The organism is Tenacibaculum sp. AWR4_210 (genome assembly GCF_056160945.1).
Genome location: NZ_JBSWYF010000005.1, coordinates 96,045 through 111,357, shown reverse-complemented (window position 1 = coordinate 111,357; position 15,313 = coordinate 96,045). Strand labels below are relative to the sequence as shown.

At 38.4% G+C, this 15,313-nt stretch carries 14 protein-coding genes; all 14 read right to left on the bottom strand.

Annotation, left to right across the window (positions count from 1 at the left end; all coding sequences use genetic code 11):
• Positions 1–5: 5 nt before the first annotated feature.
• The 14 genes from ACXAG7_RS10460 to rnpA all read right to left on the bottom strand — a co-directional run bounded on the left by ACXAG7_RS10460 (position 6) and on the right by rnpA (position 15,168).
• Positions 6–1,139 (bottom strand): glycosyltransferase, encoded by a 1,134-nt coding sequence (locus ACXAG7_RS10460; protein WP_476666773.1) that lies wholly within the window; start codon positions 1,137–1,139, stop codon positions 6–8.
• Between the two features lie 4 nt (positions 1,140–1,143).
• Entirely contained in the window at positions 1,144–2,373 is a 1,230-nt protein-coding gene (locus ACXAG7_RS10455) for an O-antigen ligase family protein (protein ID WP_476666772.1), read from the bottom strand.
• Positions 2,351–3,517, bottom strand: coding sequence for a glycosyltransferase (locus tag ACXAG7_RS10450; RefSeq protein WP_408045598.1), 1,167 nt, complete (start codon positions 3,515–3,517; stop codon positions 2,351–2,353). The genes ACXAG7_RS10455 and ACXAG7_RS10450 overlap by 23 nt, the downstream gene beginning before the upstream one ends.
• On the bottom strand, positions 3,504–4,790 hold the full coding sequence (locus ACXAG7_RS10445; RefSeq protein ID WP_408045599.1) for a hypothetical protein: 1,287 nt from the start codon (positions 4,788–4,790) through the stop codon (positions 3,504–3,506). Before ACXAG7_RS10445 ends, ACXAG7_RS10450 begins: the two co-directional genes overlap by 14 nt.
• Positions 4,791–4,796: 6 nt before the next feature.
• Complete coding sequence (locus tag ACXAG7_RS10440; RefSeq protein ID WP_476666771.1) at positions 4,797–5,762, bottom strand: glycosyltransferase family 2 protein; 966 nt, start codon at positions 5,760–5,762, stop codon at positions 4,797–4,799.
• Positions 5,763–5,781: 19 nt separating this feature from the next.
• Positions 5,782–7,059: a lipopolysaccharide biosynthesis protein gene (locus tag ACXAG7_RS10435; RefSeq protein WP_476666770.1), complete on the bottom strand. Its 1,278-nt coding sequence runs from the start codon at positions 7,057–7,059 to the stop codon at positions 5,782–5,784.
• Positions 7,052–8,686, bottom strand: coding sequence for a phosphotransferase (locus ACXAG7_RS10430; protein WP_476666769.1), 1,635 nt, complete (start codon positions 8,684–8,686; stop codon positions 7,052–7,054). Before ACXAG7_RS10430 ends, ACXAG7_RS10435 begins: the two co-directional genes overlap by 8 nt.
• On the bottom strand, positions 8,683–9,402 hold the full coding sequence (locus tag ACXAG7_RS10425) for a glycosyltransferase family 2 protein (RefSeq protein WP_476666768.1): 720 nt from the start codon (positions 9,400–9,402) through the stop codon (positions 8,683–8,685). Before ACXAG7_RS10425 ends, ACXAG7_RS10430 begins: the two co-directional genes overlap by 4 nt.
• Before the next feature lie 3 nt (positions 9,403–9,405).
• Positions 9,406–9,768 (bottom strand): HAD family hydrolase, encoded by a 363-nt coding sequence (locus ACXAG7_RS10420; protein WP_408045604.1) that lies wholly within the window; start codon positions 9,766–9,768, stop codon positions 9,406–9,408.
• Between the two features lie 91 nt (positions 9,769–9,859).
• Entirely contained in the window at positions 9,860–10,417 is a 558-nt protein-coding gene (gene rfbC, locus ACXAG7_RS10415) for a dTDP-4-dehydrorhamnose 3,5-epimerase (protein WP_476666767.1), read from the bottom strand.
• A gap of 3 nt (positions 10,418–10,420) precedes the next feature.
• Positions 10,421–11,452 carry a hypothetical protein gene (locus ACXAG7_RS10410; RefSeq protein ID WP_408045606.1) on the bottom strand — a complete coding sequence of 344 codons (1,032 nt, stop codon included), beginning with the start codon at positions 11,450–11,452 and terminating at the stop codon, positions 10,421–10,423.
• Between the two features lie 2 nt (positions 11,453–11,454).
• On the bottom strand, positions 11,455–13,137 hold the full coding sequence (locus ACXAG7_RS10405; RefSeq protein WP_476666766.1) for a DUF6909 family protein: 1,683 nt from the start codon (positions 13,135–13,137) through the stop codon (positions 11,455–11,457).
• Positions 13,138–13,169: 32 nt separating this feature from the next.
• The gene (locus ACXAG7_RS10400; RefSeq protein ID WP_476666765.1) at positions 13,170–14,789 is read right to left on the bottom strand and encodes a S41 family peptidase; all 1,620 of its coding nucleotides are present in this window, start codon (positions 14,787–14,789) and stop codon (positions 13,170–13,172) included.
• On the bottom strand, positions 14,782–15,168 hold the full coding sequence (gene rnpA, locus ACXAG7_RS10395) for a ribonuclease P protein component (protein ID WP_408045609.1): 387 nt from the start codon (positions 15,166–15,168) through the stop codon (positions 14,782–14,784). The genes ACXAG7_RS10400 and rnpA overlap by 8 nt, the downstream gene beginning before the upstream one ends.
• Positions 15,169–15,313 lie beyond the last annotated feature (145 nt).

Genomic DNA, 15,313 nt, shown 5'->3' with positions numbered 1-15,313 from the left:
ACTGTTTATGTATTTAGAATATCTTTTTTCCAAGGGTAAAATTCATTAATTTTTTCAGTTACGAACGCGTTCAATTCCTTTTCAAAACGATCTCTACTAAAGCGAAGTGCGTTCTTACGGATCAATTCTGGAGAGAATTTCATCGACTCAAAAGCAGCAATGGCTGTTTCAATAGCCTCAGGAGTTTGTCGATCAAAAAACACGCCTGTTTCACCGTCAATTACAGTTTCTAGTAGGCCTCCTTTTTGAAAGGCGATTACAGGAGTACCGCAGCTCTGAGCTTCTACTGGCAGAATTCCAAAATCCTCATCGGCGGCAAACACCAGAGCTTTTGCTTTTTGTAAATACGCAATCATAGCCTTTTGATCGGCTTTACCTACAAACTGAACATTTTTCTTTGCCAACTTCTTTAACTTCTTCATCTCCGGCCCATCACCAACGACGATCAATTTTTTGTTTGGCAAGTTACTAAAGGCCTCAACAATAACATCAATACGCTTGTACGCAACCAAGCGAGAAGCCGCTATATAATACTCTTCTTTGTCATTTTCTAAGGTAAATACATCAGTGTTTACAGGCGGATAAATAACGGTAGCCTCACGGTTGTAAATTTTCTTTATTCTCTGAGCAATATACTTTGAATTTGCGATAAAATAATCCACTCGAGGTGTACTAATAACATCCCATTGACGAATGTAATGCAGCACTTTTTGAGCATACCATCCTTTTATACCACGCTCTAAACCTTTACTTTTCAAATACTCGAAATACAAATTCCACGCATAACGCATGGGCGAGTGACAATAGCAAATATGCAATTGATTTTGATGGGTAAGCACCCCTTTTGCTACCGACGACGACGACGAAATGACCACGTCATATTGCGAGACATCTAAACTTTCAATAGCTCTTGGAAACCACTGCAAAAATTTACGGTGATTAGATTTTGCCGTTGGAAATTTTTGAATGAACGAAGTTGTACAGTGCTTTCCTTTTAAAACCGCTTTGCGATCCTCATCATTCAGAAAATCAATTAGTGAATAAAAATCAAAATCATCCCAAACATTGGTAATTGATTGTACCACATTTTCTGCACCTGCATGGGTATAAAACCAATCGTGTACTAATGCTTTTTTCATGGGGTTAGTTTTGTTTAGTATCATTAATAAAAAAGAGCGTATTAAAAAATGTAAAAAATACGACTCCTATTTGTCTAGCAAACAGATTTTCAGTGAGTAGGCCCAGAGCAATACTCAGTAACAATATAACATACAATGAGTTCGTAACCCTACCAAATCCCCAGAAAACACTGATTACCAATAAAAGACAACCAAATATTCCAAAAGACATCAACCAGTCTAGATACTGGTTATGGGAATTGTATCTTACATTCTTAAAATCATTTACTCCTGTAAAGGTAAAAGTATTATAGCAAGCTTGCATATTTTTTGACACATTTTGTTTTCCTACACCCAACCAGAAATGTTCTTTAACAATACCAAGCGCACAATGATAAATTCCGTACCTGAAGTTGACGGTATGCTCTTCGTCTTTGATGCGCTCACTCGGTAATTCCATTTTAGTATTGATTACTTCTAGGACTCGGGCTTTAATAGGGGTAAAAACGAGCAGTCCTAGTACCACCATGGTCAGTAGGCCAACCCCTGCAATCTTACTTTTTCTCGATTTTAATTGGGTAGCTATTCCATACAGCGTTCCTACGACAAAAATCCCCAAGGCCATTCGAGCGGAAAAGGTCACAATAGACGCCAATAACAAGGCATTAACTGCTAAGAGTACAGCTTTGGTATACAGCGCTAGCTTCAACTCTTTGATACTCCAAAAACCAATGAATATCGCAAAGACAAACAACAAGCCTAAATAGGGTAAATGTATGCCTGTCACTTCTGAAAACAAATTTCTAAACACCGGCTTATAGAACGTATTCTGCGCTTGTAGTTCAAGAAAGCCCTCTTGTAAAATTCGCATCCAACAGCGCAGTGCCAATATCGTATTGGCCGCGTAAAACACTGCTAAACTCCGATGTAATGTTTTGTTAGAAATCTCATCCCTGGTCAATACGATAAAAAGAGGGAACACTAAAAACGGAGCTCCTGTTTCCAAAAATTTCAAGAGTGAATCATCAAAACCACTCCAAACATAATTGGCGATCAAAAACAAGTAATATCCGCTTAACATCACTAAGTCTCTCAGCGATTTTCGATTTATATTCCGATAGCTTTTGTTTTTGAAAACGACCGCTATTGCCAGTAGTGCCCAGATAATAATTGTCTTTGTCGCCAGTTTTAATCCCAGCACCGGAAACATCGCAATGCCTAAAAAGCTGTAATTATAAACCTTCTGTAACTGCATCTAATTCTCTTTTAAGTACTTCCTTGTAATGGTGTGTTTTCAAATAATTTTGAGCCGCCTGCACTTTCTCTTTCGCAAGAGTCTTGCCTTCAAAAACCTCAACAATACGCTCATAAAATTCCATTGGTTTATCGGCGTGGTAATAATGCCGTTGCCTATCCAAACCAATTCCTGCTACACCTACTGACGACGACACCAAAGGGAGACCTCTAACCAAGGCGTCAATCGATTTTATCTTGACCCCCGCACCGTGTTGCATCGGATTGATAAATACGGTGGCTTCCTGATATATATTGCTCAAATCTCGTACATTGATATGCAGTTCGCATTGCGAATAACTTTCGTACTGCGTTCGTAAATCAAACTCGTCTCTATCTCCGGAACTTCCTGCTATTACCAACTGGTAATCATCGTATTTCTCTCGTAACAACGGATGTACTTTTTCCAAGTACCAACGGAGTGCTTCACTATTGTTGTCCATAAATAGAGATCCTACGAACAATACTTTCTTTCCATGGAGAGAGGGAGCACCCAATTCTGTCAATTTAAAAGGAGGCGGCATCCACAGTTTTTCGATTGTTTTCACCTTACGGCTGTCTTGTGCCAACTCTTCCTGTGATATATACCACAAACTCGACACTTTTTTAAACAATCTTTCCGAATACAATCCGAATTTAAAGGCCTCGATACGGTAGTAGATTTTCTTCAAAATGCTACGAGTACTTTTAGCCAAATTCTTAAAATACACTGCCTCATTATTGTGTACTCTAAGAATACTTTTTTGATAATTCACCGACTCATTTTCCAAAAACATCCCCACGTAATCTCCTTCGAGAAGCACGGCGTCATACGTTCGTTCGAGAGGTACTGTTTTTAATGCTCTCCTAGAAACTACCTGCAAGGGTTGTTTCAAAAACAATCCCCAAACACTATTCGATCTCGGTACTTCAATAAGCGTATTAACACATGCTAAAGCAGCCTGCTTATCGGCATCTAAGGGAGACTCCTTGGCAGTATACACCAAATCTATTTGGAACCCCAACTCTTTGAGTCCCTCGATGCGTTTCCATACATCAACCATACCACCGTGCAAGGGTGGGTAAGGGAAAAATCCAGTTACAACAACTATTTTAGCTGGTTTCATGGGCGTGGTTGTTTTCAAAATAATCTAAAAAAGCTAAAAAGAACCAGACCTCGTATTTGATGTGAAATGTCAAATAAAAAATACTGGCCAAAATGATATATACTAGTACGATACGCAACGGATAAATATTTTTAATTTTACTTATACGTCTTAATCGCCTGATAAAAAACAAATAAAAAAACAGTAAAAACCCTAGGCCTCCAAACAGTAAATGATCGAAGAAATAGGTTTTTGACGATAAAAATTGTGGCGATTCTAAGTACATTTTTACCTCGTTCAAATTGTATTGCTGCATAAACTCCGTTTGCACAATACGCTCAATAGATTGGGTATAAATTTCCGTGTAAGGAGCAAATCCGATACCAAAAGGATGGTTAAAAAATGTTTGTAACGATGCCAAGTACCCCGTAAACCTAGTTCCGAAAGTGATACTCGTATTCAGCTGTATCAAAATCTCATCGCGCAAAGCGCCAAAAACAATTCCGAAAGTTATCACCAACGGAATTAGCGCCGCAAAAAGCACGTAGCGCAAGCGCTTGTTTTTATACATATAGGCCAACAACATCGGCAAGAGCGATATCAGTACCAAAAACAAATATCCCTTTGACTCACTGTGCAGGGTATAATAGAAAAAGAAAAATGCTGATATTACATATACGCACAACTTTTCGGTGGTGGTACGCTTTAAATACTCCGTAAAAAACACGGGTAAAAAAGTGAGAATTACTACTACAGAACCCGACCAACTCGATTCAAATGTCAAGAGTCGAATTCTCCAATACTTCTCTGGGTTGGAATGTAAAAAAGGTAAAAATACCTCTCTAGTTTTATACACCTGTGCCTCAAATAAGAGGAAAACCAGCATGGTTATTTGTATCGCAAAAACTACCTGGTACAAACGCAGTAGATTTTGAGTCCTTTTTAGAAAAACATAGACAAACTGGTAAAACAATAGCGAACAGATAGGATAGGCCAACATTTTAATATTCTTGACTACCAAGTGCTGATCAAAAACGTAAAAACTCTGGTTTTTAATCACCAAATACAGCGTGTATATCACCGACATCACCAAGGCATATCCGAGGTACAGCAAATACACTTGTACGTATTCAGATACGGGCATTTTTCTTGCATTGAGTATGTACAACAAGAAAAAAGGCATCAGAAAAACGATGGGGCTTTTTGCCAGTTCACCAAAAGAGTTTACCAGAGGAAAATCTTGATAAACGGCAAATAGCAAAATAAAAAAAAGGAGTATCGTGGCTAGTTTCATAAGCTTTTACAGCGTATCCAATAGTGTTTTCACCTTGTAAAATGGGCGGATCAAGTTAATTTTGGTGTATTTAAACAGCCACATTAACAACTCTTTTAAAGATGATTTATCAAAAGTAGGTGCTGTCAAGTCCGCAGCTTTCAAACTCGCCTCTGCGCGATCACCTATCTTTAAGAACTTCAATAATTCTTCCTTAGCAACCCAATCGGTAATACCGGCCAGTTTGGAAGTATCCAATTTTAACGCTACTGCATTTTCTTGAATATCAGCAATAGCAGCCAACAAGTCTTTCTTGTGTTTTCTGATATCACCACCTCCGATATTTTCGTCGTGAAGTACCCACATACTCAAACTTTCATTGATGTATCCTATGGTATAATTGGAAGCTACAATTTTAAATGACATGTTAAAATCGCAGCACATATTATTCGTTATAAAACCTCCCATAGCTTCAATAACCCCCTTTTTAACAAACCAGGTTTGCGGAGGGCAAGGATGGCTGGCTTTGTAAAAATACTCCTCCAATAGCCAGGAGTTTGGTACGATGCCTGTTGCTTGTCCTTTGAGTTTAAAAATATCTTTTCGAATGGATTTACCAGTATCGATATGAACAGCTCCAAATCCGAAATCACAATCAGGGTGTTCCGTTACAAAATCCGCTACTTTTTGTAGTGTCCCTGGTAACAAAAAATCATCAGAATGCAATAAATAGATGTAATCAGCATCGGCCTCTGCAAAAACTTTCGTCCAATTCGGTGCCATGCCTACATTACTTTCGTTGTAAACAACACGAACCTGCTCGTTTGAAGCATAGCCTTCCAACACCTCACGAGTTCCGTCAGTAGAAGCATTATCTACTACTAATACTGAAAAGGTAAAGGCTGAATTCACCTGCTGTGTAAGTACAGAGTCAATACAAGCTGCAATTCGAGACTTGCGATTATATACGGGAATACCAACTGTAATCTTCATAAAAATTCAACGTATTAAACTAAGTTTTATTGAGTGCGTATTGCTGCTGCGCCTTCACGAAGTACACCAAAGAACCCAATGCGTAAATAACGGCAGTAACCACAAAAAAGTACTCTAAGGACTTTTGAAACCAACAGATAAGCAATTGACTTATTGCAATGCCCAACAAAATCCAAAAACTCATTTTTTTCATGGTCTTGTAATTATTATTTACCGACAATAAAAAAGTTCCTGAAACGTGTTGCAACACATTTCCTAACAAAAATATAAGAATTCCGATAAACATAGCATCAGAAAACAAGTATTCCGTACCTACCCACACAGAGAAAATAGGGCTCGCCAACAGGTAAATACCCGTAAACATCAGCAAGGTAATAACTCCAGATACCAAGAGTGAATAGTTAAAAACCTTTTTCGATTTTCGCGTATTTCCTTCTAGGTACGATTTGGTAATTTCGTGAATAGACATATCAATGATAGACCTTGAAAACAAAGCAACCCCATTGTACACTGTTAGCAATAGACCAAAAACTATGATTTCTCGCTCTCCAAAAAACAGGGGAACCAAAATAAATCCGCTATTGTAAATGAGCGTTTCATTAACAGTGAATAGGAAAAAGTTTTTCGCCATTGGAAAATAGGTCCGATAACAGTCAACGGCTTTATAAAAGCTGAGTTGATTCAGGGAAACTCCCTGTTGTTTATGAACTTTCCAGACTAGGACTAAGAGTAAAATATTCGCAATTGCACTTCCTGTTAGCAAGCTCGGATCGACCAGTAACGACAGTAACATTCCTAAATTTATAAGACGCCTTAGCACTTCCAGTTTTTGGTAAAATTCATAAGCATCTACAGCCTGGAGTACGTGTTTGTAATTCAATAATTGAAAATTGAGTACTAGGTGCAGCGCTAATAAAAAGAGGATTCCCATGCCCAAGCTAGTGGGCACAAACAAGCTCACGCCTAGTAACAGCAAGAAAAACAACAGCAGCGCTACTAAAAACACGATATTGTAAAAGGAGAACGCTTGTATCAATAGTTTTTTATCCGCTTGTCCCTTTTTCACAAATGCAGCTCTCAAAACCGCGTAAAATGGCTTTGACACTCCTCCATCTAAAAAGGTTAGATACACCGCATAACCGAATATCAACAACAAAAAGGCAAAATTACTACTAGAAAAATAACGCTCAAAAAACTTAGGGCGAAAATAGGTGTTCAGCAAGCCCGTAAACAGTGCCACGTAATTTAAAAGGACGAATAGCTTGGAAACATTTATGTGTTTTAACACCTTATTCATCCGCAAATGTATTCAGTTTCTCTATGGCTTTTGACAACAGTACCACCTGTCTTCTGGGCGCATTGTCATGCAATGGAATCATGGATAAAAACAGCAACCCTTCTATGAGTTTAATGTGAGCCAAATCAAAACGCTTGGCCAATTTTTTATCGAAGTACTTTTTGATACGCTGTTGATTTTCGTTGTTTTCTATGGTATAGTTAATCTCCTTCTCATTGATGTCCAATGAAAATAAATCGTTGACAATAAAATCGTAATCTCCACTAATCGAATGCCTCAACTTCGCCAAATCGTATTTGATATCCCCTGCGGCACTGCTGCCCCAAATTCCTCTTGGATCTATCAAACGAACCACTCCACTGTTGATATCGTATAACAAATTTGAAAAACAATAATCACCGTGTATCAAACAGTTATGTGCTTCATTAAACAACTGCTCGTCTGCAAACTGCAGTATGCCCTCTTGTAGGCGTTCCCAGCTTTTGTAATACACATCGTTAATACAAACCAATCCTTGGTCGTTACCTTCTAATAAATGCCTTAAAGCAGGAACTTTTGTCGTATCAATGAGCGCTACCCTATCTGTAGTTTTTTGTAGGTACACTTTCTGATAGTCTTCTTTACGCACCGTTCTTTTTTCCGTCTCAAACAAGTAGAGTATGTCTAATAATTTATCGACAATACTCTTTAGAACACGCTTGTTAAAATTGGAAAACAACCAAATTTCCGTCATGGTTTGATAGCTGTAGTACTCCATGGTAACATAGCTATTTTCACGATCTAGCGAATAGTCCAACACTCGAGGTGAAAGTACCTTAAGTGATTTTGGTAGGTTTAACAACCACTCAATTTCCGCTACGAACTTATGGGTATACGTACTTTTTTTCGTCAAGGTACCCAATACATCGTTAAAGCTCAAATGATTAAACGAGCGCGCTTCTAATAAGCGTTTTTTTGATCGTTGGTACTTTTCTATATGTCCAAAATCTAACCATTGATCCGTTTCTTTTACCTGTATGGGTGCTTTTTTATTATAGGTGGCTAACAGGTGAGAAATCTCAAAATTTTCTGGCATGTTCTCTGCCTCGAGCTCACTGATAATCTCACAATTTTCAAGTAGGTAAATTCCCGTGAGTGCCAGTTCATTCTTCGACAGATGGCGTTCTTTATCACGTATATGCATCAAAGTACCATCTTGGTCTTTGGTTACGGTACACCACAATTCCGCCCTATCAAAATTTTTGGAGGCCATAATGATATTTCCATCGGCCAAGTCATCCTTGGTCACAGAACAAATCGTATCAGCTAGCGAAATAAAAACCTTGCCTTTTTTAATTTCTTTCAGTGCTGCGAAAAGAGAGTTTCCCGGTTTTTTTTGTTCGTCAACAGGTACAAAGTGTATTTTTAGAGCCGCTGACTTAAAGAATTTATCGACAAACCTCTTTACCTTATCTCCTTCGAAACCAACCGTAATATAGACTTCTTTTAGCCCCAACTGCAAGCAGTTTTGCAGAATATAAAAGATAATAGGTTTCCCGTAAATCGGTATTAACGCGGTAGGGATGTTACCGTAAACTTGACAGATACTAGGATCGGCTTTTCCTGCCGACAATACTACTCCTTTCATAGTTTAGCCTTGTATTGTTCTACTTCTTCTGGAGTACCCAACGGAATAAATTCAGACACGAAGTCCAATACAAATTCCTTCCCATTTGCGATGAGCTGATTGTACATAGGTGCTATGTAAAATTCATTTTTATCCGTAATTCCACGCTCGATACAATAGGCTGCCACACTAAAAAAATCATCAGGATTTGTAAAGTGATACAAACCGGTGAGTGCGTTCTCAGAAATCCGTTCTTTCTCTGCGGTTTTAACCACCACCTGTTGCTCGTTGAGTTCCGCGAAACTCCAGTGGGTTCCTTCGGCATGAAAAGCTCCTAAAACACCGTCTTTCTTTCTTTTTTCATCACTCAACACCGCCGTTAAGCCTTCCGATTTAAAATGCGTATCGATATTGAATACCAACAAATCTTTATCCAAATCTACATAGGGTTTACTCAGTAAAACCGTCTCTGCTTGCCCGCGAGTTACCTCATCAATAACGACAAACTCAAGTACTTTGTTCGGTACCTCTCGTCGTATATGAGCAATCACATCAAAAGACGTTTGATGTTCTTTTAGTAGGATAAAAATAAGTTTTGTGGCCAAATTCAAGGGCAAACTTTCTAAGGAGTACTGCAACAGCGATTTTCCATTTACCTCTATGAGGTACTTGGGCTGCGCGTATCCTTTTTTCTGAAACCTACTTCCTCTACCGGCCATCGGTATTACGAAATTCATAGGCTAGTCACTGTAATTAGGTAAATTGTCTCCTGTATCATTAATCGCATCCCACGATTCAAAACGGAATGCATTGTCATCTATGTACACGTGTGCCCAAGGCTTGGCGAAATAGATTTCATCGTAAGGAATCTCGTACTTTTCCAACCATTCCAAGGTCATTTTAGTGACACGCGCATTTACCAATCCTAAGTTAGATTCACAGGTTTTCATGTGTCTGGCAGTATTGATAATTATATAATGCCCAGCTTCTTTTAACTTCTTGATTTTCTCAATACTTCCAGGGATCGGTTTTACATCGAGGTATGTATCTCCCTTTTGCTTAAATCCGCAAATAACCCCATCGAGGTCTAGACAAATTCTCATGTTCTATTTTTTAGTCAGTTAGTTAATTAGTTGGGTTTTGCTAACTAAAGCTCTGTTAATAAAACATTAATAGCTACAAAAACCCTAAAAATCAGAATACATTCTGATAAGAATCGGCATCATAAAAGGGTAGTACCGCATCTTTTTCAGACAAGGTAATCTGCGAACTTTCCAAGTGCCAATCGATAGCTAAGGTAGGATCGTCATATCGAATTCCTCCTTCGGCATCTTTGCAATAATAGTTATCGCACTTATAGCTAAATACCGTATCGTTCTCTAAAACAGCATACCCGTGAGCAAAGCCTCGAGGTACAAATAACTGTTTCTTATTTTCTCCTGATAAAATTACTGAAAAATACTGACCAAAGGTGGAAGAATTCGCACGTAAATCAACGGCTACATCCAGTACTTTTCCACGGATGACACGTACTAACTTAGCCTGCGCGTGTTTTCCTTTTTGAAAATGCAAGCCACGCAGGGCTCCCAAATGCGAATAGGCTTCGTTATCTTGAACGAAATTCACTTTCAAACCCGATTGATCTTTGAAGTTTTGATGATTGTAACTTTCAAAAAAATAACCTCTGGCATCCTCAAACAATGTGGGTTCCAGAATAAAGCACCCCTCTAAGGGAGTAGAAATAAGCTTCATAAATTACTGCTTATAAGTATCTAAATAACGATTGAGCTTTAACAGTAATAGATAACCGATCATTGCCACCAAAAACAACAGGGCCAATTGTACCGATCTGTTTTCGTATACCCCTTTAATTTCATACCCAACAGGCTGGAAATTAGAGATGATATTTACAACTTCAGACTTTTCTGTTTTTTCTTTACTAACCGTTTTTAGCTCTTTGTTTAACTTTAAGGTGGTTTTGAACAATTCCAGCTCTGCTGCCTGCTGCTCTTTTCCTCCCATTTCAATAGTAGTTCCTTGGCTACCGTGCTTTGCCTTTTCCAAGAGCACTGCCTTGTATACTTGGTGCAGACTGTCCGTTTGTGCTAGGTTTCTTCTGAGTAGGTTATCCGTTCTATTTAAATTCTCATTGGTTAACTCCTTCAGTTTATTGAAGTAATTGTTCTCTACGATTGCAGCAATAATCACCTCGTCTAACTTGTGAAACACGTTATTTCTGGTCGATTTAACTTCTATGTCGTGTACCTTGTAATTAAACTTTGTAAAGGCACGTTTAAAGTCGGCAAACGAATAACTCTTTACGGTCAAACTATCCACAGACAGCAACAACTCATCATAAGTAGTGATGATGTCGTTGCCGTTTTTTATAGGTAAAATGGTAAATTCTTTCAACGATAGAGCTTCCTCTTCGGAGATATTAAAGATTTCGGCTAGCAGTGGTGTTTTTTGCTGCTTAACCAAGTTGTTGTAGTAATCGATATTACTGTACAACTGTCGTGCACTGTTAAAGTTGGTTTGTACTAATAAGTTTGAACCAAACTGATTTTCCTCATTGAGTTCAATAATCAATCCTAAACCAGCTCCCAGAACAAAAGCAATTCCCAATTTGATCATGTTTTGCTTTACAAAAAGTAAAGAAATCATTAAAAAGTGAAACAGCCCTTTAAATATCCCCCCGATAAAATTAGCCAGATTCGCAATTCCCTTTCCAATTACGGAAAACACGGAACCTAAATCAGCTTCCTCTTCGTTGTTTTTGTATTCCATTGTTATAGAATTTGTTCTAAAATTTTCTGTGTAATCGCATACGTCGGCGTTACTCCACTCATTCCTAATCCTCCAGAAGCTAAAGTAGCTCCTGTTTCAAGTGGGTTATCCGATGCGTAATACGCATAACGTACTTGCACATCTTCACGAATGGTCTTTCTAATTTTTGATGCCGATTGTATTGCTTTTTGATAGTGAGCCCCTTCCATTTCTAGCCCAATCACTTGCCAGGTAGAATCGTGGAAGAATTTCAACAAATCTTTGTTTTGTAAAGAAGTACCCAAAACAGAAACCATAGCTCCGTCAAATACCTTTACTCCAAAACCTTCTAAATCTTCCTTCGATAATTCGTTGTGGAATGGGTAATTATCAGCCGTTCCTTCAAAAATATGTGCCGAAGGAATCATGATATCTCCTTTTCCTCCTTCCAAAATTCCAGCTTTCCCCATAATCGAAACCGAAGTCACGTTTAGGTGAATGTTTTCACTTCCTTTTTTGTAAGGTTTTAAAAGCTCATCCATCGTTTCATACGCTTGTTCACCGAATGCGTAATCCATAACTATGATCACCGGCTTCTCAGCTTTTGCTACTTCTTCACTGTACAAACTTCCCGACAGGTCAATTTTAGCCGTGTCAATGATTTGTACGTTGATATTGGTACCTGAGGTATCTTTTAAGTAAATCAATCCATTTTCAGAAGCGTAGTTTTTCACTTTTGATTGCTGGGTTCCACTGCTCGGACTACTCAATAGTTCGAACAATTCAAATCCTGCGTTTGCTTTTGCTTCTTTAGGCAATGCCTTTGGAGCGTATAAGCTGTTCATAACACTGTGCATGTTGGCACTTATAATGTGTATAGGTCGCTCAATTAAGCCGTTTGAAAGTAAGTTTTCTTTGATATTGTTCGCCCAGATTTCTCCGTAATAGTGATGTCCTATTTCCTCATTGAGTACTGAACTGAACTTGATTGAACGTTTTTCGTTGTGTACTACTTCATTGATAGCTAGTTTTCCTAACCAATAAATCAAGTGTAAAAATCTACTAGGACTCTCCTCTGTACTATAGGAATTGTACGCTTCGTACACCTCGTCATAGGTACGACCTAAAACGTTTCCTAAATGCGCAATCATCACATCGCGATCTTCGTCATTTAAGCTGCGGTTATTGAGTACCACATCTTCCAAAAACACCCATTCTCTGATAAATTTTTCACCAGAATTACCAATCATTACTTTGTCTTTAATCTTATAAGACTCGATAAATAAAAAGGTAAGATGTGTAAGAATATCGTAAATTTCAGATCGTCCTCTGGTAATTTCGATATTCATTTGGTCCTTATCGATTCGATAACAGTTTCTACGTCTTTTGGGAGGAACTATCACTTTAAAGTTAGAGTGTCTGTAACCTTCATCAGCAGTTAAGTTGATAAACTGACATTCTTCAATTCCTTCCGGCAAACGTTCGATAATATATTTTAACCCATTTAACTCTGTCTTATCTTCGGCGATAGACCCGTAAATTTCGGGACGCAACGCTAATAAAGACTTTCTTAACGTTTCTCCAGATACACCCATCGGCTTATAAAAACCTCTACTAAACAAATGCCTCATTGAAATGTATAAACGCTCAATGGCATTTGTTGACTCCTGTGCTCTTGTTCTTTCTTTCTGGTTAGGTTTCGACATATTCTATAAATCAAATTAAATTATAAACTCTTCTATTTCGCAAGTATTGCACGGTACTTTGTTTTATTTTTTAACAAAGCTGTAGCTCGCTGAATTTCCGCATCGTTTCGCAGTTGATGGCGATACATTCCTTCACGATAGTGCACTTGCTTTACTATTTCTTTTTCTATTTTCGCTAGCAGTCTCTTTTCATGCGCATTCAAAGCGGCTATTTTAGCTGTTTTGAGCTTGGTTACGAGTTGGCTGTACTCGTCTTTGATTTGCTCGTTCTTTTTTACGGCAGTATAGGCGCGTTTGAATAGTTTTTCTTGCTCGGTTACAAAAGTGGTATCGCGCTGCATTAAGTAATCCTTGAATTGCTGAAAATCAGCAGTAGTTACTTTAAACTCCAGTGAATCTACTGGTTTTCCCGAACGCCAGTATTCAGTTGCAAAATTAAATACTGCATTAGACCTCAACAAATTGTTTACGACTCCCTCACGGGCCTCCACTCTGGTTTTTATATCAGGGGTAACCCCTCCTCCGTCGTATACCATACGACCATTTTGCGTTGTAAAGGCATTCACTTTCCCATCGGAAAACTTAGGGACTTTCCCGGTTTTAGGATCTCTGTTTTCGTAGTCAAATTCTTGAATACAACGACCACTCGGCGTATAGTATTTAGAGATGGTGATTTTAATTTGTGTTCCGTAACTCAAATCGTAATATCGTTGTACCAATCCTTTTCCAAACGAACGTTCTCCCATAATCACTGCTCGGTCGTAATCTTGTAATGCCCCTGATACGATTTCAGACGCCGATGCCGATCTGTTATCTATCAATACAACCATTGGTATTTCTGTATCTAAAGGCGTATTTCTAGATTTATATACTCTTGAATTACTCGCTACTTTTCCACGAGTATCAACCACAACCCTATCTTTAGGTATAAATAGGTTGGTGATATTGATGGCGTCAAACAGGGAACCTCCAGGATTACTCCTCAAGTCAAATACCAAGCTCTTCATGCCTTTTTCCTTGAGTGCCTTAAATGCTTGCATCACTCCCTCTGTAGCTTTCTGACTCGTAAATCGGGTCAGCACGATATAGCCTGTTTCCTCGTCTATCATCTCGTAGAACGGTACTGGATTCACCATGACCTTGTCGAGCATCAAGTCTTTTTCTACGCGTTGTTTCCCTTGCATAATAGTCAACGAAAGCTCATTTCCTGGCGATCCTTTGAGCACCTGAGACAAGGCATCGCGTTCCAAGCCAACCACTGACTGTCCGTCTACAGAAACAATAAGATCTCCTGCTTTAATACCTGCTTTGTCAGCAGTAAACCCCTTGTATACTTCCGTTACTAAAATCCCTTTCTTTGAATAATAGGAGCGAATTCCGATGCCACCATACTCCCCTTCGCGTCGAATTTTAGCTTCTTCTACATCTTGTTCGTTGAAAAAGTTAGTATAGGGATCTAAATTTTTTAGGGTGCTTTTGATGGTTTTATCCGTGAGGTCTCCGGGGTTGATTTCATCGATATAATTGACATTCAACTCTTTAAAAACGCTGTTGTAAATTTCGATTTGCTTGGCTATTTCGAAAAATCGAGATTGAAACGAAAAACAAACCGCCGCAATACTCAACCCGATAATGATACGCTTTTTATTCATGGATATTTGTTGTTGTTTCGGCGACAAACTGCGCCAAAAGTTTTTTCATTTTCGCAGAAATAGCCTCGTATTTCCACTCCTCTCTGCCAATATAAGAAATCATGAACACATAGGGTTCTTTTACTTCTGAATATACCGTATATTTTTCCAGACGGTAGGTTTCTCTTAAAAGACGTTTAATTCTGTTGCGGTGCACCGCTCTTTTAAAGTTTCGTTTGGGAACAGAAAACCCTGCCTGTACTGGGAATTTCGTACCGTGCGCTACCGGAACGTATACCATGCGCAAAGGAAATACCTTAATAGACTTTCCTTCCTCATATAATTTCCCGATTAATTTTCTGCTTTTTAATCGCTCTTCTTTGCCTAAAGTAAATCTCATGATATACAAACATACGCAAACCTTTAGGAATAACCATTTTTTTGACTATTTTTGAAAGGATTGAGTACGAGTTTTTTAGCTATTCTCAATTCAATTTTACTTTACTAATACCCTTATCGTTAAACTTTTTATTAGTAAGTACCAA

Excerpts from the sequence above, each read along its gene's own strand:
- ACXAG7_RS10410 (WP_408045606.1), bottom strand. The coding sequence starts at position 11,452 with ATGGAATACAAAAACAACGAAGAGGAAGCTGATTTAGGTTCCGTGTTT.
- ACXAG7_RS10450 (WP_408045598.1), bottom strand. The coding sequence starts at position 3,517 with ATGAAACCAGCTAAAATAGTTGTTGTAACTGGATTTTTCCCTTACCCA.
- ACXAG7_RS10440 (WP_476666771.1), bottom strand. The coding sequence starts at position 5,762 with ATGAAGATTACAGTTGGTATTCCCGTATATAATCGCAAGTCTCGAATT.
- ACXAG7_RS10455 (WP_476666772.1), bottom strand. The coding sequence starts at position 2,373 with ATGCAGTTACAGAAGGTTTATAATTACAGCTTTTTAGGCATTGCGATG.
- ACXAG7_RS10400 (WP_476666765.1), bottom strand. The coding sequence starts at position 14,789 with ATGAATAAAAAGCGTATCATTATCGGGTTGAGTATTGCGGCGGTTTGT.
- ACXAG7_RS10425 (WP_476666768.1), bottom strand. The coding sequence starts at position 9,402 with ATGAATTTCGTAATACCGATGGCCGGTAGAGGAAGTAGGTTTCAGAAA.
- ACXAG7_RS10435 (WP_476666770.1), bottom strand. The coding sequence starts at position 7,059 with ATGAATAAGGTGTTAAAACACATAAATGTTTCCAAGCTATTCGTCCTT.
- rfbC (WP_476666767.1), bottom strand. The coding sequence starts at position 10,417 with ATGAAGCTTATTTCTACTCCCTTAGAGGGGTGCTTTATTCTGGAACCC.
- rnpA (WP_408045609.1), bottom strand. The coding sequence starts at position 15,168 with ATGAGATTTACTTTAGGCAAAGAAGAGCGATTAAAAAGCAGAAAATTA.
- ACXAG7_RS10445 (WP_408045599.1), bottom strand. The coding sequence starts at position 4,790 with ATGAAACTAGCCACGATACTCCTTTTTTTTATTTTGCTATTTGCCGTT.
- ACXAG7_RS10460 (WP_476666773.1), bottom strand. The coding sequence starts at position 1,139 with ATGAAAAAAGCATTAGTACACGATTGGTTTTATACCCATGCAGGTGCA.
- ACXAG7_RS10430 (WP_476666769.1), bottom strand. The coding sequence starts at position 8,686 with ATGAAAGGAGTAGTATTGTCGGCAGGAAAAGCCGATCCTAGTATCTGT.
- ACXAG7_RS10405 (WP_476666766.1), bottom strand. The coding sequence starts at position 13,137 with ATGTCGAAACCTAACCAGAAAGAAAGAACAAGAGCACAGGAGTCAACA.
- ACXAG7_RS10420 (WP_408045604.1), bottom strand. The coding sequence starts at position 9,768 with ATGAGAATTTGTCTAGACCTCGATGGGGTTATTTGCGGATTTAAGCAA.